The sequence below is a fragment of the Brevundimonas subvibrioides genome (assembly GCF_027271155.1).
Classification (GTDB): domain Bacteria; phylum Pseudomonadota; class Alphaproteobacteria; order Caulobacterales; family Caulobacteraceae; genus Brevundimonas; species Brevundimonas subvibrioides_D.
The window spans coordinates 2,545,289-2,566,374 of record NZ_CP114542.1; the positions used below are offsets into that span (position 1 = coordinate 2,545,289).

A 21,086-nucleotide genomic window follows, 5' to 3' on the forward strand; every position below is an offset into this window, starting at 1 on the left:
GACCATGGCGCTGAAGGACAGGCTGGCCCGCGAGATCGCCCTGACCGGGCCGATGACGGTGGCCGACTATGTCACCCGGTGCCTGCACGATCCGACCGACGGCTACTACGCCACGCGACCGGCGCTGGGCGAAAGCGGCGACTTCATCACCGCGCCGCTGATCAGCCAGATGTTCGGCGAACTGATCGGCCTGTGGGCGGTCGAGACCTGGCAGAGGCTCGGGGCACCCGAACGGTTCAGACTGGTCGAGGTGGGCCCCGGCGACGGCACCTTGATGGACGATGCCCTGCGGGCGGCGCGGGTGGTGCCCGGATTCCTGGAGGCCTGCGACCTGATCCTGATCGAGCCCAGTGGGCCGCTGCGGGACGTCCAGGCCCGCAGGCTGGCGCAGGCCGACGTATCGCCGCGCTGGATCAGGACGCTGGGCCAGATCGACACCGATGCACCGGTCATCCTGATCGCCAACGAGGTGCTGGACTGCCTGCCCGCGCGTCAGTTCGTCCGCACCGAAGGTGGCTGGGCCGAGCGGCGGGTGGGGGTCAGGGACGACGGCGCTCTGACGTTCGGACTGGTTGGGATCACGGGCGGCTTCGAGCGGCCGGAGTTCGCGGTGGAGCCCGGGCAGGTGATCGAGGCGTCGGAGCAGCAGGCCGCCTTCGGGCGGGACCTGGCGGTCCTGATGGCCGAGACCTCGGGCGCGGCCCTGCTGATCGACTATGGCCGCGACCGGCCGGGCGTGGGTGACACGCTTCAGGCCCTGCGGCGGCACACGAAGGTCGATGTTCTGTCGACGCCGGGCGAGGCGGACGTCACACAGTGGGCGGACTTCCCCGGCGTTCTGGAGGCGGCGATCCGGGCCGGGGCTGACGTCACCGGCTGCATCGGTCAGGGCGACTTCCTGCGGCGGCTGGGGATCGAGGCACGGGCCGAACGGTTGGCGGCGGGACGGCCCCATGCCGCACCGATGATCGGACGCCAGCTGGCCCGGCTGACGGCCCCGGACCAGATGGGCGAGCTGTTCAAGGCGGCGGCGATCTTCTCGCCCCGCAGCCTGGGCGTGCCGGGGTTCGGGACATGAGCGCACCTGAGCCGATCACCCATCCGTTGCTGACGCAAGGCGGCATCCGCCACGGGTTCTTCACGCGGCACGGCGGGGCCTCCACCGGCCTGTATGAAGGCCTGAACACCGGCCTGGGGTCGGCGGACGATCCGGCGGCGGTGGCGGAGAACCGCAGGCGGGTGGCCGAAGCGATGGGCGGTGGGTCGGACGATCTGGCGGGCTGCTACCAGATCCATTCTGCCATCACGCGTGTCGCCGACGGCCCCTGGCGCGGGGACCGGCCCGAGGGCGACGCGGTGGTGTCACGGACGCCCGGCGTGATCTGCGCCGTCCTGACCGCCGACTGCGCGCCCGTGCTGCTGGCCGATGCCGAAGCGGGCGTCGTGGGCGCGGTTCACGCGGGCTGGAAGGGGGCGCTGGGCGGCATCGTCCATTCCGCCGTGACGGCGATGGAGGCCCTGGGGGCGCGGCCGGACCGGATCGTCGCCGTGGTCGGCCCCTGCATCGCCCAGCCGTCCTATGAGGTCGGGGCCGATTTCCAGGACCGGTTCGAACACCACGATCCGGGGTCGGGCCGGTTCTTTGCGGCCGGTGTGGCTGCGGACCGCCGCATGTTCGACCTGCCGGGTTTCGTGCTGTGGCGGCTGGAACAGGCGGGCGTCGGCGCGGCGGCCTGGACGGGCCACGACACCTGCGCCGACGAGACCCTCTTCTATTCCAACCGCCGGGCCTTCCAGCGCGGCGAGCCGGATTTCGGGCGGCTGATGTCGGCGATCTGTCTGGGGTGAGGTCTTTCGGACCAGACCGGAGAGTGAGTCACCCCGGCTGAAATGCCGTGACTCACCGTGACTCACGGCGACCCGAGTTCTTTCAAATCAATGCGTTGGCACGTCAGGCCAGAGTCACCCTGCCAGATTATCGGAAATCTGGCGCACCCCATCAGCGGCAGGAGCAGTTGCGACCTGTCAAAGACCCGGCGATCCAGATGGGTGCCGGAGCAAAGAGAGCAAGCCCTCGATGGGAATTAATTCCTACCTGTGCACTTTGCATACCGGAAGGATTATCCTATGACAGCCGATGACAGGCCGGGCCTAGAACACAAAATCGCAGACATGATCGGTGTCCGGGAGTATGCGGAGGGACACACAGTGGAGCTGCGGCAAGATGCATCGGGAAGAATGTTGGTGCGCGCCTACAATGAGGGACGGCACAACTGCGTTGAAATCGATCTCGCTGATCTCTTACACTGGGTTCGAGTTTATAGAGCTCAACCTGATTTCCGAAACGTCACCGCTTGAAGTCGTCTTGGATGAGATTTTCAAGTGTATAGCGGCTGGTCTAGTTTATCCTGCACTTCATTTGGCGCTGTCAGTGCCGGACGTATGTTCGTCTCTTGAAACTGCACACGATGAAGATGCCCGTTTCCGCATTCAGAGACGTTATGTGGCGTGGTGTGAAACCTACCTCTCCCAAGAGTTTCTTGTGTTCACTGCAAGTGATTGTTGGGCGTTAAGGGGTGGTGTTTTGCACAATGGAATGTTCGCTTCCCATCCCGGATCGCAATACGATCGAATTCTGTTCACTCTCCCGAACCCTCGCATGACACTACACGAGAACATATCCAGGAATAACGGTGGAATTATTGAGAGCGCCCTACAACTAGACGCTAAGCTATTCTGTGAGGCTATGGCGACGGCGGCTCGACGCTGGTATCTGCTGAAAAAGGATGATCCAAAAGTTGTCCAAAACCTTCCCAATTTGGTCCGCGTTCGACCTAATGGCGTTTCTCCTCATATCGTTGGCGTGCCCCTCATCGCATAGGAGTTTTGGGTGTCCGAAGCAGCCGTAGAGAAGCGTCGCGACGAGGTAATCAAGCGAATGCTCGCCACCCCGCCGCAGCCGAAGATCAGTCCCAAGAAGCGGAAGGCCTCTTCCGACGCATCCTCGCCAGACGCCAAGCCTGAAACCCAAACATAGGCTTGGTCAGTCTGTCGGTACGTCAGGCGCTTGCCGATCGATCCGATGATCGCAAGGTCCGTCCGTTCCCCGTCATTGATGCCCAGCAGGGCGCGGGTGTTGTGGCGGAAGCCAAACTCGGTGACGTATCGGTTCAGGTGTTTCTCAGAGCAGTGTTGATAGACGCCCTTCATGCCCTTCTTGAAGACACCGACGAAGCCTTCCGCCGAGTTCGTGGTCACGTCGACACGGGCATAATCGCTATGATCACTTCTCGATGCTTTAGGCACAGCGACCGATCGGGGTCGGGAGCAGCCATCTAGATCATCCCCCCAAGCGGTCGCCCCGGCCGGCACGCGGGGGCGAGGGAGCCCGGGCCCTCGCGGATCCTAGCTTTCCGCCTCGACCACGCCGCTCTGGAAATACGGCTCCACCGGGCCCTGCAGCTTGACGGTCAGGGCATTGCCCTTGCGATCGACGCGCTTGCCGACGGCCAGGCGGACCCAGCCTTCGGACACGCAGTATTCGTCGACATTGGTCTTTTCCTCGCCCTTGAACCGGATGCCCACGCCCCGCGCCAGGATGTCGGCGTCATAGTATTTGCTGGCGGGGTTGACCGAGAGGCGGTCGGGAGGCGTGTCGGACATGGCGGGGCCTTCGAGCGGCGGAGCGGAGCGGAGGCGGGTGATACCCCTCCCCGCTCCCGGTGCCAACCGTGGGGCGGCGTTTACTGCACCGACTGGCGGGGCGCGGTCGGGTTCGACGGCGGAGAGGTTGGCGTCGTCGGGGCGTAAGGCTGCGGACCGGTCGTGGCCGAGGCCTGGTTTGCGGCAGGCGCACGGGGGCTGGACCGGGTCGGTGTCGTGGGCCGACGGGTCTGGCGGGGGGTCGGGCGCGTCTGGGGCGCACGGTTCGCGGCCGGCTGGGTCGTCGGCGGCGTGGCGGCCGTGGTGTTCGAGGCCGGCGTGGTGCCGGCCGTCGTGGGTGCGGGCGGGGTCGCGGCAGCGGTCTGGGTCGGACCCGTGGTCGGCGGCGTGGCAGCGGCAGCGGCGGCGGCGCGCGCGGCCAGCTGCTGGGCCTGGAAGCGGCGGGCCAGTTTCTCGGTCAGCTCGCGGGCGGCGGGGGCGGGCATCTGGGCCAGGATGGCCGACAGGCCGCGCGGGCGCATGGCGGCGGCGATGGGCAGGCGCACGCTGTCGTCCAGGGTTTCGAAGACGGCAGCGGCCTCACGCGGGCGCATGGCGGAATAGACGGCGACAAGCCGTTCGGTCTCGGCTCTCTGGCGCTCGTCGACCTGACCCAGCAGGCCCTGGACCTCGGCCTTGATGGCGTTCAGGGCCTGGACCTTGGCGTCCAGCTTGGCCTCGGCGGCGACCATCAGTGGCAGGGTTGTGGCGAAATCGGCGTCTCGGGCGTCCAGTTCGGTGCGGCGGGCAGACAGGGACTGGATGATGCGCAGCTCTGCCGGCGAGATCCCCGCCTGCTGGGCCAGCTGTTCCGGCGACAGGGCGCAAACCGCCGGAGCAGGGCGGTTGGCGGCGGGCGCAGCGGCGGCCTCGCCCACGGCGGTGGTCGCCTCCTCGGCCCAGGCCCTGGCCCCCTCGAACAGGCCGGGGCCCGCGCCGACGGCCCGCACGGCCACGACCCCGCCGATGGCGATGGCGATGAGGGGCAGGAGGCGGGGCAGCTTGGCCATTGTCGTCGATCCAGTGGTCTCGCCCCGCACGGCGTCCGCCACCAGGTGGCGAACATCGGGGCACTAAAAATTCAGGCGGCGAAGAGGTCGTCGTCGAGGCTAGCCTTGGCGCGGTTGAGGCTTTGCTTCGCGGTTTGGTTAGCGGTCAGGGCATGCAGGATGGCCTGGACGTTCCCGGCCCCGGCGGTAGCCTTGGCGGGGGCCGCCATGCCCTGGATGCGCTCGGCAAGCGCGGCCATGCGGAAGGCGCGGTCATCGGGATCGGGCGCGCGGGTCGGGGCAGCCTTGACGGTCGCCCCTGCCTTCAGGAGTGAGGGGGTAGCGGAGCGACCGGATGGGGACGACCCGGCGATGCGCGCGCGATCGGAGTCCGGCCCGCCTTGCCTTCCCCTGCCGGTCTCCGCTTCGCTTCGACCCGCTCCCCGATCCACAAGCGAGCCTTCGTCGACCCCGTCCCGGGGAGACAGAGGCGCGCTGCGTGCGCCACTGGCGATCAGCTGTTCCAGATCGGTCTTCAACTGCCGCGCCTTCATGATACGATCGTGCAGCAGGTCGGCGTCCTCGCCGGAGGCCCGCAGGGAGGCCAGGGCACTCTCGGCCCGGCCGCAGGCGGCGTTCAATTCGGTGACGGCACCGGCAAAGGCAAGCTGGCCGGCGCGGAGCTGGGTCAGCTTCTTCTCCAGCCGCACGCCATAGGCGATGGCGGCGACCAGCAAGAGCATAAGCACGCCGTCAAGGATCATGCCGGTCATGTCAGCGCCTTCCCCGGGTGAGGCTGTTGGCCGCCTCGATACTGATGGGCGCATCGACGCGCACGGCGATGTACTGACCCTTCCGGCCCATCTTGCCGGTGGTGACAGGGATCGAGCCGCAGCGGATGGAGACGTCGGACTCCGGCGTCGCGTTCAGCATGAAGGTGTCGCCGACCTGCAGGTTCAGGACGGTGGACAGGGACGCGGATTGCTCGTCCAGCACGACGCGGACCTCGGTTTCGGTCGTCCAGAGCTCGGTGGCCAGGTGACCTTCCCAGATGTTGTCGCGGCCGAACTTCTCGCCCATGAACTGCTGCAGCAGCAATTTGCGGATCGGCTCCAGCGTCGCATAGGGCAGCAGGAGCTCGACCCGCCCGCCGCGGTCTTCCATGTCGATGCGCAGCTTCACCAGGATGGCCGCGTTCGCAGGGCGCGCGATCGCGGCAAAGCGCGGATTGGTCTCCAGCCGGTCCAGGTTGAGGTGGACCGGGGTCAGGGGCTCGAACGCCGCCTGGGCATCGGCGAGGATGACCTCGACCATCCGCTGGACCAGCACGCGCTCGATCGTGGTGTAGGGCCGGCCCTCGATGCGAAGCGCCGCCGTACCGCGACGGCCTCCCAGCAGCACATCGACGATCGAATAGATCAGGTTGGAATCGACCGTCAGCAGGCCGAAATTGTCCAGCTCCTCAGCCCGGAACACCGCCAGGATGGCCGGCAAGGGGATCGAGTTCAGATAGTCGCCGAACCGGATCGAGGAGATGTTGTCGAGGCTGACCTCGACGTTGTCGGAGGTGAAGTTGCGAAGGCTGGTCGTCATCAACCGCACCAGGCGGTCGAAGACGATTTCCAGCATCGGCAGCCGCTCGTAGCTGACGAGGGCGGAGTTGATGATGGCGCGGATGCCGGTGCGTTCGGTCCCATCCTCGTCGCCCATATCGAAGCCGAGCAGGCTGTCGATCTCGTCCTGGTTCAGGACGCGTTCGGTCGCACCGCCCAGGCGGTCGTCCGCGAAGCTCTCGGAGTCGGCGAAGGGTTCGGCCGCAGCGACGGGACCCGGCTCGGTGTCGGCAACGCCCGTGTCAGACATCAGGCGCACCTGTGCCGGGTGGTGATGCGCTTATCCGGAAACTGCTGACACGTTTCGGCATCATGCCTATTGAACCAGCATTTCTTCGATCAGCACGGCGTCAACGCGCGACGGCGCGGCGATCAGATTCACCCGGCGCAGGATCTCGGCGCGCAGCTGATACGTCCCCTGCGAGCCCGCCAGATCTTCGGGTCGCAGTTCGCGCAGGAAGCCCTGGAACATGTCCTGCATGCGGGGCATCTGGCCCTGCAGGGTCTCGGCCAGTTCGGCGTCGTGCATCTCCAGCGTCAGGGTCAGCTTCAGGAAGGTCGGCTTGCCGTCCGGCGACTGAATGTTCACGACCATGTCGGGCAGGGTGTAGAAGGTGATGCCGTCCGGGCCCTCGGAGATCTTGCCCAGCGACGGATCGGCCTCGTCACCCTCGCCTTCCTTCTTCTCGCCGTGACCGCCCTTCTTTTCTTCCTTCTTCTCGGCCCCGTGGCCGCCCTTGGCCTCCTTTTCGCCGTGCTCTCCCCCGGCGGCCGCGGGCTTGGGCTGGAGCATGAAATACGCCCCCGCTCCGCCGCCACCCAGGACCAGCAGGGCCACGGGCGCGATGATGAAGAGCAGCGGCAGTTTCTTCTTCTTGGGCGCGTCGTCGCCGTCCTGCGCGTCGGCACCGTGGGCGACGGCCAGCTTGGTGGCATCATCGGCGTCGGCCGGTGCCTTGTCCTTCTTCTTGCCAAACTTGAACATCGGCGCGTCCCGGAAAATCCCAATGTCCGAGATGCGGCGCGTTTGGTTAACGCGAGGTGTAAATCCGGCAAGATTTGCCGGGTGCGGAACGACGCCCCCCCGCCGAAAGCCCCACGACCGCTGGATTAACCCTGTTGGCACGGTCGTTGCGAGGACCCGTTCGAAGGAGCCTCGCCGCCGTGGAAAATGCCGCCTACATCGGACTGTCCCGCCAGATGACGCTGCGCCGCGAGCTCGACATCGCGGCCAACAACATCGCCAATGCGGAGACGACGGGCTTCAAGGTCGAGCAGTTGCTGCTCGGTACCGAGATCGGCCAGCGGGCCCGCAACGACGCCGTGCGCCCGGGCGTCAGCTTCGTTCTGGACAAGGGCGTGGGCCGCGACTTCGGCCAGGGTGCCCTGAACGAGACCGGCCGGACGCTGGATTTCGCGATCGACGGCGAAGGGGCCTTCTTCAAGATCCAGGACGGGGCAGGCGAGGCCTATACCCGCGACGGGGCCTTCACGGTCGATCCGACGGGACAGCTGGTGACCAAGTCGGGCCTACCGGTGCTGGGCGACGGCGGGCCGATCGTCGTCGATCCGGCCAGGGGAGCCCTGACCGTGGCCGAGGACGGCACGATCAGCCAGGACGGCCAGCTCCTCGGCACGCTGACCCTGGCCCGGTTCGACGATCTGGCGGTGCTGTCCAAGGACGGCGACGGCCTCTACCGCAATGCCTCCAATGCCCCCGCGCTCGACGCGACGGGCGTGCAGGTGCGCCAGGGGATGCTGGAGGGATCCAACGTCAACACCCTGATCGAGATCACCAATCTGATCGAGATCAACCGCGCCTACGAACGCGCGACCAAGATGATCGAGAATGTCCAGGACCTGTCCCGCCGCTCGGTCGAGCGGCTGGGCCGGTCATCATGATGGCGTTCCTCAAGCCGCGAGGCGCCGCGCGCCAAGCGACCGGGACAATGGAGTAGAATAATGCGCGCTCTCAGAACCGCTGCCTCGGGCATGTCCGCCCAGCAGCTGAACGTGGAGGTCATCTCCAACAACATCGCCAACATGAACACGGTGGGCTACAAGCGTCAGCGCGCCGAGTTCCAGGACCTGATCTATCAGAACGTCGAACGGATGGGCGCGCAGTCGTCCAGCCAGGGCACGATCGTCCCCACGGGCATCCAGGTCGGTCTGGGCGTCAAGGCGGGCAGCGTCTACCGGATCACAGAGCAGGGCACGCCGACCCAGACCGGCAACGACTACGATATCGCGATCGACGGAAAAGGCTATTTCCAGGTCACCATGCCCTCGGGCGAGATCGGCTATACCCGCGCCGGCAATTTCTCGCTGAGCGCCGAAGGCCAGCTGGTGACCGAGGACGGATATGCCGTCGAACCGGCCATCTCCATCCCGCAGGACGCGATCGACGTCAGCATCTCCAAGAGCGGCCAGGTTCAGGTCACCACGGCCGGATCGCCGGAGCCCACCGTCGTCGGGCAGCTGGAGCTGGCCAACTTCTTCAACGAAGCCGGGCTTGAGGCGATCGGCGACAACCTGCTGCTGGAAACGGCCGCCTCCGGACCGGCGACCCCTGGCACACCGGGCGACGCCGGCTTCGGGCAACTTCTGCAGGGTTACACCGAGGCGTCGAACGTCGACGCCGTAACCGAGATCAGCGCCCTGATCGTCGCCCAGCGGGCCTATGAGATGAACTCCAAGGTCATCACCACCGCCGACGAGATGATGAGCGTCTCGGCCCAGGTGAAGAGCTAGGATCATGCGGGCTCTTTCCCTGATCGCCGCGCTCGGCCTGCTGGCCTCCCCTGCCCTCGCCGGGCCGGTCACCCTGAAGGCCAATCCGGTCGACGACGACGGCCGCGTCACCCTGGGCGACGTGTTCGACGGGGCCGGACCGGCCGCCAATTTCGTTCTGGCCAGCCGGGCGGGGCCGTCCGTCGTGTTCGAGGCGTCCCAGCTCCAGGCCATCGCCTCCCGCAACGGGCTGCAATGGGCCAATCCGAACGGCCTGCGTCGCGTGGTGGTCCGCCAGGCCTCGCTGGCCCCGGCCACGGGCGGCAATATCGTGACGGCTGCGACGGCCGGCCCTTCGGCCGTCACCCCGCCCGCGCCCACCGTCGCGGCCCCCCTGCAGCGCCAGGCCCGCGCGGCCCGCGTGATCGCCCGCAACGACATGGTCGAGGTCGCCTATGCCGTCGGCGGCGTGACGCTGACGGTCACCGGACGCGCCACCCGCGACGCCGCCCCCGGCGAGAGCGTGCCGATCCTGAACGTCGTTTCCGGCCGCACGATCGATGCCGTCGCCATCGGCCCGGGCCGCGCCATCACGGGCCCGGAGGCCCAGGCCGCCCGTGACCAGCTCCAGTTCGCCTCGCGCTAGAAAGATCCCGACATGCGTAAGTCCATCCTCGCCCTCGCCCTTGCCTCGCTGACCCTGGGAGCCTGCTCCACGGTGGTCGAGACGGTCCAGGGGCCGCAGCTGGCCCCCATCGGCTACCCGGCCCAGCTGGTGCCGGTGAGCCAGGCCTATACGACGGTCCCGGAACCGCGCTCGGCCAGCGCCAACTCGCTGTGGCGGGCCGGCGCGCGGGCCTTCTTCGGCGACCAGCGCGCGCGCCAGATCGGTGACATCCTGACTGTCAACATCGACATCGACGATCAGGCGCAGACATCGAACACCACGAGCCGCAGCCGGACCAACGATATCGCGGGCGGCGTGACCAACTTCCTCGGGCTGGAGAACAGCCTGGGCCGCGCCTTTCCCGGCGGTTTTACTCCACAGAATCTGGTCGGCCTCGAAGGGTCGTCGAACGCCAACGGCACCGGCTCGGTCAGCCGGTCGGAGAAGGTCAGCCTGACCATCGCCGCGGTGGTCACGGACATCCTTTCCAACGGCAACCTGGTGATCCAGGGTCGGCAGGAAGTGCGCACCAACCGCGAGGTCCGCGAACTGACCGTCGCCGGCATCGTCCGGCCCGAGGACATCTCCTCGGCCAACACCATCGCCCACACCCAGATCGCCGAAGCCCGCATCAGCTACGGCGGCCGCGGTGACATCAGCCGCGTCCAGGCGACACCGGCGGCGCAGGGCCTGGTCGAGCGGTTCAGTCCCTTTTGAGCGGGGGCGCTAACGCTCGCGACGCGGTCGCTCGCTGCATGAGCGCATTCTGGCTAGAGGCGCTAACGCTCGCGACGCGGTCGCTCGCTGCATGAGCGCATTCTGGCTAGAGGCGCTAACGCTCGCGACGCGGTCGCTCGCTGCATGAGCGCATTCTGGCTAGAGGCGCTAACGCTCGCGACGCGGTCGCTCGCTGCATGAGCGCGGGGTTGGCCAGATTTCGGGCGTGAACCGTTAACGGGGACCCGCGTTGGACGATCAGACGCAAGGTTCCCGCCATGTTCAAGATTCTGATCCCCGCAGTCTGCGCCCGAGGCCTCCTCGCCGTCGCGGCCCGGTCGCGATCGGCTGATGCCCGTTGGGAGGACGCTGTTCAGGCCGCACCGGTGATGAGCTGGAGCCTTCAGCATGAAGGCGATCTGGCCAGCAGAGGCCGGATGGCCGTGCTTGGCGACGCGGGATCTTTCCAGCTGATGGCCACGGCCGATGAACGTCGCGCAGTGGGTGATTTTCTGTCCTATTGTTCGATGGGTCGCGCCTGACGGCCCGTCGACGGGACGGATCCTTGACCCTTCTGGCCATCATCGCAGCGACCGCTGCCCTTCAGGGCGGCTGGACCTGGACGCTCTATGAGGGCGAGGGGCCTCTGGTGCTCGCGAACGAGGTTCCCGACACGGCGCAACTGCGGACGACCTTCCAGTGCGCGCCCGGGTCCGGCGTGGCCCGTGTCGATCTGTATGGCGGACCGGGCGGATCGGGGTTCGCCACCCTTACCTCCGGCGGTGCCTCCGCCACCGCCGAAACGACGCGCGTCAGCGATCGGCAATCTGTCGTGCTCCGAACGGACCATCCGGTGTTCGGCGCGTTCATGGTGACCGGCACGCTCGACGTGGCGGTCGGCGAGCGGCATCAGACCGTGGAGGTCCCGGCCACCCACCGGGGCAGGTTGAGACGGTTCGCGGAGCTTTGCGCAGGATGACCCCCATGCCCCTTCACCCGTTCGCCTGGCTATCGATACTGGGGACCCTCGTCCTGACCTCGGCCTGTGCCAGCGTCGAACCCGTCAGCAAGGCTCCAGCGCGTGCGGCCATTGCCGCGCCGCAACCGGTCGCAGGCTACGACTGGCACCTGACGACCGACGAAGGCTTCGCCCGGCTGGCCTATGGCATCGCCGAAAGCGACGATCTCAGGCTGGGACTGGACTGCGCGGCCGGGTCGTCGCGCGTCGATATCACGGCCACGGCGCCGATGGGCGCGCGGACGCTTTTGCTGGAATCCGGGGGCGAAACCGAACGGTTCGCTGCCGAGGGCGAGCCGTCGCAGCTTTCGGACGACGATCTTCTGACGGCCTCGGCCGCGGCCGAAATCCCTGTGTTCCAGAGCTTTCGCCGCCTGGGCTGGATCGCGCAGTGGACCGGCAGCGACAGCCGCGAGACCTATGTGGCCCACCCGGAATCCCGGGCGGACATCGAGCGGTTCTTCGCCCTCTGCGACTGATCAGGCCTCGACGCCGACCCCGATCGGACAGACGACGCCCGTGCCGCCGATGCCGCAATAGCCGTTCGGGTTCTTGGCCAGATAGCCCTGGTGATAGCCCTCGGCGAAATAGAAGGGCCCGGCCCGGGTGATCTCGGTCGTGATCGTGCCGCGACCGGCGTTCGTCAGGGCCGACTGATAGGCGTCGCGCGACGCCTCGGCCCGGGCCTTCTGCTCCTCGTCCAGATAGTAGATCGCCGAGCGGTAGGTCGAGCCGATGTCGTTGCCCTGGCGCATGCCCTGGGTCGGGTCGTGGCCTTCCCAGAAGGTCTTCAGCAGTTCGGCATAGGTGATTCTGGCCGGATCGAACACGACCTGGACGACCTCAGTCTGGCCGGTCAGGCCGGTGCAGGTTTCCTCATAGGTCGGATTGGGCGTGATGCCGCCGGAATAGCCCACCGCCGTCACCCAGACCCCCGGCAGCGTCCAGAACTTGCGCTCCACGCCCCAGAAGCAACCCATGCCGAAGATCGCGGTCTGGAACCCTTCCGGATGCGGCCCCTTCAGCGGGCGGCCCAGCACGAAATGGACCTCGTCGGTCGGCAGCGGCGTGGCACGGCCCGGCAGGGCGGTGTCGGGCGTCGGCAGGGTGGTCTTGGCGCTCATGGTCGAAAACATCCGCGAGAAAAAGGACATGGCAGCCATATGGGTACCCGGCCCGGTCTTGCCCAGAGGTCGGGGGCCAGACGACGCTTGCCGGACGCGTCCGCCTGTTCTATCAGCCTGCCCTCCCCGGGCGACCTCCGGGGAGGTTTGCCGTGTGGTCAAACGGACAGGTGGCGGAGTGGTCGATCGCGCACGCTTGGAAAGCGTGTGTAGGTGAAAGCCTACCGAGGGTTCGAATCCCTCTCTGTCCGCCACCGTCCCCGCCCAGCGGTCTCATCTTAGCCTTCAGCGCCAAAGCCTCCGGAATTCCGGGCCCTTTTCGGCCCGTTCCTGAACCGCTTTCGGTAGAAATCCCGCCTTCTTGCCTGTTTCGCCCTCAATCCTTTGGGCGCGACTCTGCGCGTCTACGGCCGTACACCGTTTGGGTGCCTGTTTTCCTGTTATCCCGCATTTCGAGGACGTTTCGGGGAGGCGGATTTGCGCCAAAGCTCGCAAACCCCGACGTGGCCCGGCTTCGCCCTCCGTTGATCGTCAACCCACCGCGATCAGGAACAGGCGATAACAGGCCCTGCCGCGCAGCTTATCAGGACCTACGAAGGCGAGGATCAGGGCCTGCAGACTGTCCGGTCAGACGGAGAAGCCGAGGGCCTTGCGCTGCGCATCCCATGAGACCGGGATGTCCACATCGCGCAGGGACTGCAGCGTCAGGCCCACGGGCTGACGTCCGTCCATGATCGCCTGCTGAATGTCGGGGGCGAGGAAGGCCAGCCGGACCAGATGGCGGATGTAGGGATCGTTGACGCCGGTCGCGTCACGCCAGAGCGGCGTACGACTTGCCGTATGGATTCCCGCCTTCGCCAGCTCGGCATGGGCGCGGCGTAGACCCGCGACGAGGGTGCGATCGACGCGCCGACGATCCTGATGGGCACCCCGCTCGAGCCAGGCGCGCCCGCCGCGACGTTGCAGCGCCACGGGCACGATCAGCCGTATGACGCCTGCGTCGTCGGGCGGCGGCAGATCGTGGATCGCCCGGGCCTGGGCCGACAGGCTGAGAATCAGCACGATCCGTTCCGGATGCAGCCGCACCTCCGTGACCAGATCTCGCAGCGCCGCCCAGTCCGCCAGCGGCTGACAGATCAGCTCACGCAGCGTGTTGGCGACCGCCTGCTCCACGGCCGGCGCGGCGACCCGTCGAAGGCTGTCGTCATTCGCGTCGGCGAGCTGTCCTTGCTGCACCTTCGCCTTCACGTAGTAGCGGTAGATGCCGTCGCCCTTTCGGGCGGTTACCGGGCTCATCGGCTGGCCCGCCGCATCGCGGATCAGGCCGGTGAGCAGCGCGGGCGAGCGCCGGACTCTCTGCTGGCGCGGGGTGGTGTTGGCGTCGAGCAGGGTCTGGACGCGATCAAACAGGTCGCGGTCGAGGATCGGCGGATGCAGGCCGGGCCAGACCTTCTCCTTGTGCACGATCTCGCCGACGTAGACCCGGTTGCGCAGCATGCCGAACACCGCGCCGCGCGGAAACGGCGTCCCGCCGGTCGTATTGCCCGCGCCCGAAGTGCGCCTGCGCGACAGGACGCCGGCCGCCTTCATCTCGCGGCACAGGACGTGGACCGAGCCCAGCTCGAGATAGCGTTCGAAAATCCAGCGGACGGTGCGGGCCTCCTCCGACTCGATCGTCAGGGTCCTCTCGTGCGGGAGGTAGCCAAAGGGGGCGTTGCCGCCCATCCACATTCCTTTGGCCTTTGAAGCCGCGATCTTGTCGCGGATACGCTCGCCGGTGACCTCGCGCTCGAACTGGGCGAAGGACAGGAGGACATTGAGCGTCAACCGGCCCATCGAGGTCGTGGTGTTGAAGGCCTGGGTCACCGAGACGAACGAGACGCTGGACCGGTCGAAGCGATCGACGATGCGGGCGAAGTCCGGCAGCGACCGGGTCAGGCGGTCGACCTTGTAGACCACCACCACATCCACCTTGCCCGCGTCGATGTCCGCCAGCAGGCGGACCAGACCGGGCCGCTCCATGTTGCCGCCGGAGAAGCCACCATCGTCGTAGCGGGCCGGCAGCAACTGCCACCCCTCCCCGGCCTGCGACTTCACATAGGCCTCGCAAGCCTCGCGCTGGGCGTCGAGCGAGTTGAAACTCTGGTCGAGCCCCTCCTCTGAGCTCTTCCGCGTATAGATCGCACAGCGTAGCCGGGGTGCCACGGTCAGTCCTGCCGCAGGCCGAAGAACTTCGGCCCGTTGCGCTGAGTGCCGCTGATGGCGGTGGCGATGCCCGACAGGCTCTTCCAGCGTCGGCCGGCGTAGAGGTAGCCGCCTTCCACCTTCTCCACCTCATGACGCTGACCCTGCCACTCCCGGACAATGCGGGCCCCGTCATCGACCTCGCCGCCCCGCGCCGCCTGTCCGCGAAGCTGGCGACGCAACGTCTGGTCGATGCCGCCGAAGGCCGAGGTCTGGATCAGCCACGCAAGGCTGCGGCGCACCAGTTCGACCGATCGCAGGCTCGGAGGCGCGCCAAAGCGCGTCCTCCATTCCTGCCGCAGCTCCTGCAGGCTCATCGTCTCCAGCGCCCCGGCCGCCTCGTCGGGGCTCACGAGGCGGCCCCGGTCAGGCGGTAGAGGCGACCGCCCTCGCCGGCCTCCGAGGTCGCGGCCAGGCCATGGGTCTTCTTCAGGGCCCCGGCCATGAAGCCCCGCACCGAGTGCGGTAGCCAGGCGGTGGCGTCCGAGATCTGCGCCACCGTCACGCCGTCGGGCCGGCCAAGCATCTCGATCACGGTCGCCGCCTTGGTGCCGGGCTTGGGTACTCGACCGCTAACGGGCGGCGACGCTTCCACCGAGACGTCCGGTGCCTGGGAGTCTCCGGGCGGCACCGGCTGCGGCGTCAGGCCAATGGCGGTGCGCCCCTCTTGCGTGAGGCTCCAGAGATCGCTCTCCCCGGTCAGGAGGCCTCGCCGGGCCAAGATGACGGCGGTCGCACGGGCGCGGGGCGCGATCTCGAAAGGCTCATCCCCGGTCTCGGCGATGCGGCGCAGAAGAATGCCCTGGGCGGTTGAGAGCTTGTCGGTCATTGGGTGGCTCCGATTAGCGGCGGGATGGCCGCACGACCCGAAGCCCCGGTCGCGAGACGCCGTGGGCGGGCCCGGCGTTCTCCGCCGGGCGCGTCCTCATCACGCTCTGGTCGCGAGCGAAGTCCAGTCCAAATCAGAGAGCCGGCGAGCCTAAGTCGGGGGATCGAGAAGATGTCCGGCTGGCGTATCCAAGGCCTGCGCAATCCGCTCAAGGACGGTGATGGTCGGGTTGCGAACAAGTCGCTCAATACCACTCACATAGGTACGGTCCACGCCTGCGGCGTCGGCTAGCACCTCCTGCGACCAGCCTTTGGCCTTCCGTAGGCGCTTCATGTTAGCGGCGAGCCGCCTGCGGACTTCCATCGCCGCAATCGTCGGCGAGGATGACCATCGGGCCACGGACTATGATACCCATTTTCCGCTGGACTTCATCGATGCCCAGAGCGACCACCCGGATATGTTCGACGCCTGGTCCAGTCACGCCTCGGTTCTCCGCGAGAAGGTCTTTGAGCACATCTTCCTCGGTGACCTGACGCGAGCCCTGCTTCGCTCGGGCCGCCGGTGCGAGGTGCTGCGGGCGGAGTTCGACGGCTCGGGCTTCGACCTTGCCCTGGAGGCGGACGGGGTCCTGCGCCACATCCAGCTCAAGGCGATGCGTGCGGACGGCAAGCGCGCCGACGTCGATATCCACACCGCCCTGGCGGCCAAGCCCAGCGGGTGTGTGATCTGGATGCTGGTTGATCCTGCCACTTTCACCACTACGGCTTGGCGCTGGTTCGGAGGAGCGCCGGGCGAGCCTCTCCCGTCACTAGGGGACAAGAACGTCCGGCACGCCAAGGCCAACAGTCAGGGCAAGAAGGCCGAACGGCCAGATCTGCGGAAGGTGGGTCGGGGCCGGTTCGAGACCGTCACAACAATGGACATGCTGATCGAGCGGCTGTTCGGCGATGCCCACGCCCGGGAAGTCCTGAGATTGAAAGCTCATCTGGCGCGACAGCCAGCGCTGCCCTCCTCGGCACCAGCATGGATGCGGCTGGTGCAGCAGGGGATGTTCGACGCCCTGCCCGAACAGGTCGATGCAGATGAATCGGTCGATCTGGCTCACCTGGTGGACGGCTATGCGCTCGCGGGGCTTGAGACGCCCGACGCCATCCAGATGGCTTTGGCCGGACGGCGGCCCGAGAGTTTCGACGACCTCGGGCCTGCAGCGCTCTGGGCGGCGATGTTTGTCGAACACCGCCGCCTCAGATTTGGCCAGGAGGAGAGCAAAGACGATCTGCGCTGGTTCGAAGACGCCTACGCCCGGCTACGACGCATTATGATCAACCCGATCAGGTGAAGTTGCGCACCTTCCGCTCCTCCCACAGCCTGTTCTTCTCGGCCATGCGACGGTCCCATTCTTCCTGGGAGACCACCAGAACGCCCGTCCTCTGCTTTTCGGCCTTCTTTTCATAGGCATCCACCAAGGCCTCAAGCCTGGCCATCTCGCGGAACTGGAACTGCACGAGTGCGTTCGTGTCGCCGTAGACGCCGGCTGCGCTGTCCACATGCTGCAGAAGCAGCTTCTGCGACGGCGCATGGCCGGCCAGAGCTTTCTGCGCCACCGCCATCAGGACGCCGCGATAAACGGTCGTCGTCTCCCTCTCGCCGTTCCGGTTGGTGATCGTGATCGGCGTCTCGGCGACCTCGAATGCAGCCAGTCGATTGACCATCGGCAGACGGTGTCGTTCGGGCTCCTTTCGCGGGCGGCCGAGCGGGTTACCGGACTGCCCCTTCCGGAACCGTCCGTCGCGCCTTTCCTCTTCTTCCATCATGCCGGCTCCATCTCGAGGGCAGCGTCGGCACGGGCTTCCATCTCTGCCGCACGGCGCGCGCCAAGCTCAGCGAAGGTCTCGCCCGTCTCCGCGAGCACCGCCGACTTTCCGGTCAGCGCTTCCCATCGGCCGATCGTCACCTCGCAGTACGTCGGCTCATATTCGATGAGCCTTGCCCTGCGGCGCGTCTTCTCCGCCGCGATCAGCGTCGAGCCAGAGCCGCCGAAACAGTCGAGCACCACCTCGCCCCGCTTCGAGGCATCCTTGATCGCGTCCATCACTAGCGACACGGGCTTCACCGTCGGGTGCAGCTCGAGCTCCGACCCCTTCCCGGTCTTCCTCACGCCGCGGCAGTTCCAGACGTTCGTCCTGAAACGGCCGTGCTTCCCCAGTTCGACGGTGTTCAGGTGCGCGGCCTGACCCACCTTCCACACGAAGACCAGCTCATGCTGGCTCCGGTAGAAGGACCCCATCCCGGCCGTATCCTTGGCCCAGACACATACGTTCAGCAGACCCGAATAGGCGGTCCGTCCGGCCGCCATCATCTCCTCGACATGGCGCCAGTCCATGCATTGATAGTGGACGGCCCCGTCGATGGAGACCCCGGCGGCGTTACGGAAGGCAGCGGCGAGGAATTCAGTGAACTGCGCCGGCGTCATTTCTCCCGACGCCATCGCGAACTCAGCGTGCTTCACCTTTCCCAGACCGCCGACGAAGCCGTCGATCGGGACATTGTAAGGCGGATCCGAGAACACCAACCTGGCCCGGTCATCGCTCATCACCCTGAAGAAGTCCTTCGGCTCACGAGCGTCGCCGCACAGCAGCCTGTGATCGCCGAGCGTCCACAAATCGCCCCGCTCCACCGTCGCCGTCGCGCGCTTCTTCTCCGGCGCGGCGTCGAGCGCGGTGTCCTTCGCCGATCCGCCGTCGAGCAGCACCTCCATCTCTCCCGTCGAGAAGCCCGTCACCTCCAGATCGAAGTCAACCAGCAGCTCCAGTTCGCCGAGTTCGAGCTTTAGTAGATCGTCGTCCCAGCCCGACTTCTCCGCCAGACGGTTATCGGCCAAGGCATAGGCGCGCAGATCGGCGTCCGAGAGGTGCGACAGCGCCAGCGTCGGCACCTCGGCCATCCCCAGCGACTTCGCAGCCTCAACCCGGCCATGGCCCGCGACGATCCGCCCGCTCGCGTCCGTCAGGACCGGGTTGGTGAACCCGAACTGACGGATCGAGGCGGCGATCTGCGCCAGTTGCTTCTGCGAGTGCCTCCGGGCGTTGCGCTGCGCCGGCTTCAGTTCGCCGGGCGGCCTCATCACCACCTGCGGCGCCCACGCGTGGATGTTCGGGTGTTCCGTCATCTCAGTCTCCCTGGTCTCGCCAGGGAACCGGATTGGCCCCTGCCGCAAGACGCACCTCGCCGTAAAAGCGAAGTGCTCCGGGGAGCCGGTGCCTGTGTGGGGACGCCAAGGCGGTTGTGGCCATATCTCGCGGACGGAATCAACCCTCGTTCGGCCGGACCGTCGGCCCGCCCGAACGAGGGTCGATCTCAGGCTCGCAGCATCCTGGCCGAGATGACATCCAGTCCGGTGCCACTGTCGGTGCCGATATACTCGACCATCCATGCCTGCTTTCCTGCGGCGGGCGGGCCGGCGAGCCAGAATGCGCCCTCCATCACCAGGCAGCCGACGCAGAGGGTAGTGCGTCCCTTCGTCTTTCCGGCCAGCCAGGCCAGCACCCTTTCCCTGATCATTTGCGACCTCTCTTCGGAGGGGGCACCCGAAAGGGACGGTACGGGCAGGAGATTGAAGTCGTCGATATTCAGCATGCGTGACCTTGAATCTGGCCCTCGGGCCATTGATGATCGCGAGTTCTCCTCGCGGCCCTGACCGCATCCCGCAGTCATTCCACGCTATCTGCAGGGTCTGCATCGCGCCGACGCCAAAGGCACCGCCCTGCCCTTCACATCAGGCAGCCGCCATACAGCACATCGAAATCGATCGGAGGACCAACGTTTCTCATGGCCGGTAAGCGCCAAGACCGGACGTTGATGCCCTGCCGAGAAGTCGACCTTCGCATTCAAGCGGCGTAATGTTCTGGGGCTTAGGTCGAAGGCCGATTGCAAAGCCTGAGAGGACGCAGTGCGCACACCATCGGATTGGATCGAACTTGGCCGGCGAGGGGCTTTTACCACAACGCAGGTTGCAGTGCTGCTGGACGTTGAGCCGACCAAAGTGGCGTCTTGGCTATCTGGACGTCCGCCGCTCATTGAGACTGATCTGCCGTCAGTCGCAGGCCGGATTGCCTTGTCATTCGACGGGCTGATCGAAGCGCGTGCCGTCAACTACCTCCTCTCTGAAGGCATTCCGCGTCGTCGACTTGGAAAGGCAATGGACGCGATGCGTCTGCGGTGGGCTGATCCACATCCGCTAGCGCGCGAGCGGACCCTCACTACAGACGGCTCTGCTGTGCTTGAACTGAACGGCGACCGCATCATCGATCTGCTCACTGACGCCTATCTACATCCGGAGATCCTTCGGCCGGCGCTGGCTGGACGTGTTGTTTTCAAGAGCGGGCGGGCTGCATGGCTTGAGCCCTTTCCGGACGAGATGCCTTTAGTTCGCATTGACCCGTCCCGGGCGTTCGGCCGGCCTGTTGTGGTGGAGGAGACCACATCGGTACCCACAGAGACGCTGGCCAACTCAGCGTTTGTGGACGGAACGGCCGAGGCTGCAGATTGGTTTGGCGTGACAGGCCAGGCGGTGGATCAAGCTGTCGCTTTTGAACGGCGTATCGCAGCTTGACGCTTATCCGCTTCGACGAATGCATAAATCCTCGCATCGTCGATGCAATACGAGCGATCCGAGTTCCGCCCGAAATCGAGTTAGAGACCCCGCAAGAACTGGCTCAACGGGGCCAGCCAGATGTCGGATGGATTGAAGAGTTTGGGGCCCGCGGCGGACGCTTGGTCGTTTCCGGCGACGGAAACATGCGCCGGGTCCAGCTTGAGCGAGCGGCACTTGAGGCCTCCGGGCTGATCGCGGTGTTCCCCCATATGAAATGGTACGGCGGCTTGGGTCGGTGGGGGCAAGCAGCATTCTTCATGGCTTGGTGCCCCAGCATTGTGCGGCTGGCGCAGGAGGCAGAACCCGGCGCTCATTTCCGCATTCCACCCTCGTTGTCGGGCGAGTTTGCTAGCTTGGAACGCCTCAAGTCACTCGCAGAAATCGAGTCGGATAGAGAAGAGAAGGCTGTCCGTCGCGCGGCAGCAAGACCGGACCGCTAAGCCTAGCGACTGAACAGCGCCAGTTGCAGACATTGACGTGGCGCCCGAACCCGGACGCTCCTACGTCCGATTGGCGGTAGCTTTGATATCGTCGGCCTTAGTGCGCGCGGATCGTATAGCGCAATCAATCGGGGATATCGGGCTCATCCCCCCACAGGCCAGAGCCACCTCGATTGCTCGCCCCACTACCCGCCTTATTGGCGGCGGCAAACGGTGACTTAGTGGAGGCGCTATGGGTCGAACGATAAACGAGCCTGTCGCTGACTATAGTCCCAACATAATGGCCATCGGGGCCGTAAACCCTGTCGCCGTGAATCCGTCCTACGACTTGGCCCGAACGGCTGTACACTTTGTCGCCA

General features: G+C 66.4%; 26 protein-coding genes, 1 tRNA gene and 1 pseudogene. 14 read left to right on the plus strand and 14 right to left on the minus strand.

Annotated features, from left to right (window positions below; all coding sequences use genetic code 11):
- Positions 1–4: 4 nt before the first annotated feature.
- From O3139_RS12875 to O3139_RS12885, 3 genes are all read left to right on the plus strand, one after another.
- Positions 5–1,078 carry a class I SAM-dependent methyltransferase gene (locus O3139_RS12875; protein ID WP_269514446.1) on the plus strand — a complete coding sequence of 358 codons (1,074 nt, stop codon included), beginning with the start codon at positions 5–7 and terminating at the stop codon, positions 1,076–1,078.
- Positions 1,075–1,848: a peptidoglycan editing factor PgeF gene (gene pgeF, locus O3139_RS12880; protein WP_269514447.1), complete on the plus strand. Its 774-nt coding sequence runs from the start codon at positions 1,075–1,077 to the stop codon at positions 1,846–1,848. The genes O3139_RS12875 and pgeF overlap by 4 nt, the downstream gene beginning before the upstream one ends.
- A 409-nt stretch (positions 1,849–2,257) precedes the next feature.
- Entirely contained in the window at positions 2,258–2,881 is a 624-nt protein-coding gene (locus O3139_RS12885; RefSeq protein WP_269514448.1) for a hypothetical protein, read from the plus strand.
- Positions 2,882–3,042: 161 nt separating this feature from the next.
- Here the strand turns inward: O3139_RS12885 and O3139_RS12890 are convergent.
- The 6 genes and pseudogenes from O3139_RS12890 to O3139_RS12915 form a co-directional block, all read right to left on the minus strand.
- Positions 3,043–3,276 (minus strand): annotated as a pseudogene (locus tag O3139_RS12890) (transposase); the annotation flags it as partial.
- Positions 3,277–3,405: 129 nt separating this feature from the next.
- Entirely contained in the window at positions 3,406–3,663 is a 258-nt protein-coding gene (locus O3139_RS12895; RefSeq protein WP_269514449.1) for a DUF3297 family protein, read from the minus strand.
- An 80-nt stretch (positions 3,664–3,743) separates the two neighbouring features.
- On the minus strand, positions 3,744–4,712 hold the full coding sequence (locus O3139_RS12900) for a MotE family protein (RefSeq protein ID WP_269514450.1): 969 nt from the start codon (positions 4,710–4,712) through the stop codon (positions 3,744–3,746).
- Between the two features lie 71 nt (positions 4,713–4,783).
- Positions 4,784–5,464, minus strand: a complete 681-nt coding sequence (locus tag O3139_RS12905; protein WP_269514451.1) for a DUF6468 domain-containing protein — start codon at positions 5,462–5,464, stop codon at positions 4,784–4,786.
- 1 nt (position 5,465) lies between these two features.
- Positions 5,466–6,554 (minus strand): flagellar motor switch protein FliM, encoded by a 1,089-nt coding sequence (gene fliM, locus O3139_RS12910; protein ID WP_269514452.1) that lies wholly within the window; start codon positions 6,552–6,554, stop codon positions 5,466–5,468.
- 66 nt (positions 6,555–6,620) lie between these two features.
- On the minus strand, positions 6,621–7,289 hold the full coding sequence (locus O3139_RS12915; RefSeq protein WP_269514453.1) for a flagellar basal body-associated FliL family protein: 669 nt from the start codon (positions 7,287–7,289) through the stop codon (positions 6,621–6,623).
- 179 nt (positions 7,290–7,468) lie between these two features.
- Here O3139_RS12915 and flgF point away from each other — a divergent pair, with 179 nt between their 5' ends.
- The 7 genes from flgF to O3139_RS12950 all read left to right on the plus strand — a co-directional run bounded on the left by flgF (position 7,469) and on the right by O3139_RS12950 (position 11,915).
- Positions 7,469–8,206 (plus strand): flagellar basal-body rod protein FlgF, encoded by a 738-nt coding sequence (gene flgF / locus O3139_RS12920; protein WP_269514454.1) that lies wholly within the window; start codon positions 7,469–7,471, stop codon positions 8,204–8,206.
- A 60-nt stretch (positions 8,207–8,266) separates the two neighbouring features.
- Entirely contained in the window at positions 8,267–9,055 is a 789-nt protein-coding gene (gene flgG / locus O3139_RS12925) for a flagellar basal-body rod protein FlgG (RefSeq protein WP_269514455.1), read from the plus strand.
- 4 nt (positions 9,056–9,059) lie between these two features.
- Positions 9,060–9,680, plus strand: coding sequence for a flagella basal body P-ring formation protein FlgA (locus O3139_RS12930; protein WP_269514456.1), 621 nt, complete (start codon positions 9,060–9,062; stop codon positions 9,678–9,680).
- 12 nt (positions 9,681–9,692) lie between these two features.
- A complete protein-coding gene (gene flgH / locus O3139_RS12935; RefSeq protein ID WP_269514457.1) occupies positions 9,693–10,418 on the plus strand; it encodes a flagellar basal body L-ring protein FlgH in 726 nt (241 codons plus the stop codon).
- 278 nt (positions 10,419–10,696) lie between these two features.
- On the plus strand, positions 10,697–10,960 hold the full coding sequence (locus O3139_RS12940; protein WP_269514458.1) for a hypothetical protein: 264 nt from the start codon (positions 10,697–10,699) through the stop codon (positions 10,958–10,960).
- A 23-nt stretch (positions 10,961–10,983) separates the two neighbouring features.
- Positions 10,984–11,397 (plus strand): hypothetical protein, encoded by a 414-nt coding sequence (locus tag O3139_RS12945; protein ID WP_269514459.1) that lies wholly within the window; start codon positions 10,984–10,986, stop codon positions 11,395–11,397.
- A 5-nt stretch (positions 11,398–11,402) separates the two neighbouring features.
- Complete coding sequence (locus O3139_RS12950) at positions 11,403–11,915, plus strand: hypothetical protein (protein WP_269514460.1); 513 nt, start codon at positions 11,403–11,405, stop codon at positions 11,913–11,915.
- Here the strand turns inward: O3139_RS12950 and msrA are convergent, their stop codons facing one another.
- Entirely contained in the window at positions 11,916–12,560 is a 645-nt protein-coding gene (gene msrA / locus O3139_RS12955) for a peptide-methionine (S)-S-oxide reductase MsrA (RefSeq protein WP_269514461.1), read from the minus strand.
- A gap of 164 nt (positions 12,561–12,724) precedes the next feature.
- Between msrA and O3139_RS12960 the strand changes: the two genes are divergently transcribed.
- Positions 12,725–12,814: transfer RNA gene (locus tag O3139_RS12960), tRNA-Ser, on the plus strand.
- A gap of 373 nt (positions 12,815–13,187) precedes the next feature.
- Here O3139_RS12960 and O3139_RS12965 read toward each other — a convergent pair.
- From O3139_RS12965 to O3139_RS12980, 4 genes are all read right to left on the minus strand, one after another.
- A complete protein-coding gene (locus O3139_RS12965; RefSeq protein ID WP_269514462.1) occupies positions 13,188–14,765 on the minus strand; it encodes a recombinase family protein in 1,578 nt (525 codons plus the stop codon).
- Between the two features lie 2 nt (positions 14,766–14,767).
- Positions 14,768–15,157: a DUF2924 domain-containing protein gene (locus O3139_RS12970; RefSeq protein ID WP_269514463.1), complete on the minus strand. Its 390-nt coding sequence runs from the start codon at positions 15,155–15,157 to the stop codon at positions 14,768–14,770.
- Complete coding sequence (locus O3139_RS12975) at positions 15,154–15,633, minus strand: DUF3489 domain-containing protein (RefSeq protein WP_269514464.1); 480 nt, start codon at positions 15,631–15,633, stop codon at positions 15,154–15,156. The genes O3139_RS12970 and O3139_RS12975 overlap by 4 nt, the downstream gene beginning before the upstream one ends.
- Positions 15,634–15,783: 150 nt before the next feature.
- Complete coding sequence (locus O3139_RS12980; RefSeq protein ID WP_269514465.1) at positions 15,784–15,996, minus strand: helix-turn-helix domain-containing protein; 213 nt, start codon at positions 15,994–15,996, stop codon at positions 15,784–15,786.
- On the opposite strand from O3139_RS12980, the gene O3139_RS12985 reads away from it, so the two are divergent.
- Positions 15,965–16,972, plus strand: coding sequence for a hypothetical protein (locus tag O3139_RS12985; protein ID WP_269514466.1), 1,008 nt, complete (start codon positions 15,965–15,967; stop codon positions 16,970–16,972). The two genes, O3139_RS12980 and O3139_RS12985, sit on opposite strands and share 32 nt — an antisense overlap.
- Here the strand turns inward: O3139_RS12985 and O3139_RS12990 are convergent.
- The 3 genes from O3139_RS12990 to O3139_RS13000 all read right to left on the minus strand — a co-directional run bounded on the left by O3139_RS12990 (position 16,965) and on the right by O3139_RS13000 (position 19,269).
- Complete coding sequence (locus O3139_RS12990) at positions 16,965–17,447, minus strand: DUF5681 domain-containing protein (protein ID WP_332108841.1); 483 nt, start codon at positions 17,445–17,447, stop codon at positions 16,965–16,967. The genes O3139_RS12985 and O3139_RS12990 overlap by 8 nt on opposite strands.
- Positions 17,444–18,802, minus strand: a complete 1,359-nt coding sequence (locus O3139_RS12995) for a site-specific DNA-methyltransferase (protein WP_269514467.1) — start codon at positions 18,800–18,802, stop codon at positions 17,444–17,446. Before O3139_RS12995 ends, O3139_RS12990 begins: the two co-directional genes overlap by 4 nt.
- A gap of 188 nt (positions 18,803–18,990) precedes the next feature.
- Complete coding sequence (locus O3139_RS13000; RefSeq protein ID WP_269514468.1) at positions 18,991–19,269, minus strand: hypothetical protein; 279 nt, start codon at positions 19,267–19,269, stop codon at positions 18,991–18,993.
- A 313-nt stretch (positions 19,270–19,582) separates the two neighbouring features.
- Between O3139_RS13000 and O3139_RS13005 the strand changes: the two genes are divergently transcribed.
- Positions 19,583–20,245: a hypothetical protein gene (locus O3139_RS13005; RefSeq protein WP_269514469.1), complete on the plus strand. Its 663-nt coding sequence runs from the start codon at positions 19,583–19,585 to the stop codon at positions 20,243–20,245.
- Complete coding sequence (locus O3139_RS13010) at positions 20,242–20,727, plus strand: hypothetical protein (protein ID WP_269514470.1); 486 nt, start codon at positions 20,242–20,244, stop codon at positions 20,725–20,727. The genes O3139_RS13005 and O3139_RS13010 overlap by 4 nt, the downstream gene beginning before the upstream one ends.
- Positions 20,728–21,086: the final 359 nt, after the last annotated feature.

Bases quoted from the DNA above. Each gene is read 5' to 3' on its own strand.
- O3139_RS12990 (WP_332108841.1), bottom strand. From the start codon at position 17,447: ATGATGGAAGAAGAGGAAAGGCGCGACGGACGGTTCCGGAAGGGGCAG.
- O3139_RS12885 (WP_269514448.1), top strand. From the start codon at position 2,258: ATGAGGGACGGCACAACTGCGTTGAAATCGATCTCGCTGATCTCTTAC.
- O3139_RS12895 (WP_269514449.1), bottom strand. From the start codon at position 3,663: ATGTCCGACACGCCTCCCGACCGCCTCTCGGTCAACCCCGCCAGCAAA.
- O3139_RS12985 (WP_269514466.1), top strand. From the start codon at position 15,965: ATGTTAGCGGCGAGCCGCCTGCGGACTTCCATCGCCGCAATCGTCGGC.
- fliM (WP_269514452.1), bottom strand. From the start codon at position 6,554: ATGTCTGACACGGGCGTTGCCGACACCGAGCCGGGTCCCGTCGCTGCG.
- O3139_RS12900 (WP_269514450.1), bottom strand. From the start codon at position 4,712: ATGGCCAAGCTGCCCCGCCTCCTGCCCCTCATCGCCATCGCCATCGGC.
- O3139_RS12950 (WP_269514460.1), top strand. From the start codon at position 11,403: ATGCCCCTTCACCCGTTCGCCTGGCTATCGATACTGGGGACCCTCGTC.
- O3139_RS12995 (WP_269514467.1), bottom strand. From the start codon at position 18,802: ATGACGGAACACCCGAACATCCACGCGTGGGCGCCGCAGGTGGTGATG.
- msrA (WP_269514461.1), bottom strand. From the start codon at position 12,560: ATGAGCGCCAAGACCACCCTGCCGACGCCCGACACCGCCCTGCCGGGC.
- pgeF (WP_269514447.1), top strand. From the start codon at position 1,075: ATGAGCGCACCTGAGCCGATCACCCATCCGTTGCTGACGCAAGGCGGC.
- O3139_RS12875 (WP_269514446.1), top strand. From the start codon at position 5: ATGGCGCTGAAGGACAGGCTGGCCCGCGAGATCGCCCTGACCGGGCCG.
- O3139_RS13000 (WP_269514468.1), bottom strand. From the start codon at position 19,269: ATGCTGAATATCGACGACTTCAATCTCCTGCCCGTACCGTCCCTTTCG.
- O3139_RS12915 (WP_269514453.1), bottom strand. From the start codon at position 7,289: ATGTTCAAGTTTGGCAAGAAGAAGGACAAGGCACCGGCCGACGCCGAT.
- flgH (WP_269514457.1), top strand. From the start codon at position 9,693: ATGCGTAAGTCCATCCTCGCCCTCGCCCTTGCCTCGCTGACCCTGGGA.
- flgG (WP_269514455.1), top strand. From the start codon at position 8,267: ATGCGCGCTCTCAGAACCGCTGCCTCGGGCATGTCCGCCCAGCAGCTG.
- O3139_RS12940 (WP_269514458.1), top strand. From the start codon at position 10,697: ATGTTCAAGATTCTGATCCCCGCAGTCTGCGCCCGAGGCCTCCTCGCC.
- O3139_RS12980 (WP_269514465.1), bottom strand. From the start codon at position 15,996: ATGGAAGTCCGCAGGCGGCTCGCCGCTAACATGAAGCGCCTACGGAAG.
- O3139_RS12905 (WP_269514451.1), bottom strand. From the start codon at position 5,464: ATGACCGGCATGATCCTTGACGGCGTGCTTATGCTCTTGCTGGTCGCC.
- O3139_RS12930 (WP_269514456.1), top strand. From the start codon at position 9,060: ATGCGGGCTCTTTCCCTGATCGCCGCGCTCGGCCTGCTGGCCTCCCCT.
- O3139_RS12975 (WP_269514464.1), bottom strand. From the start codon at position 15,633: ATGACCGACAAGCTCTCAACCGCCCAGGGCATTCTTCTGCGCCGCATC.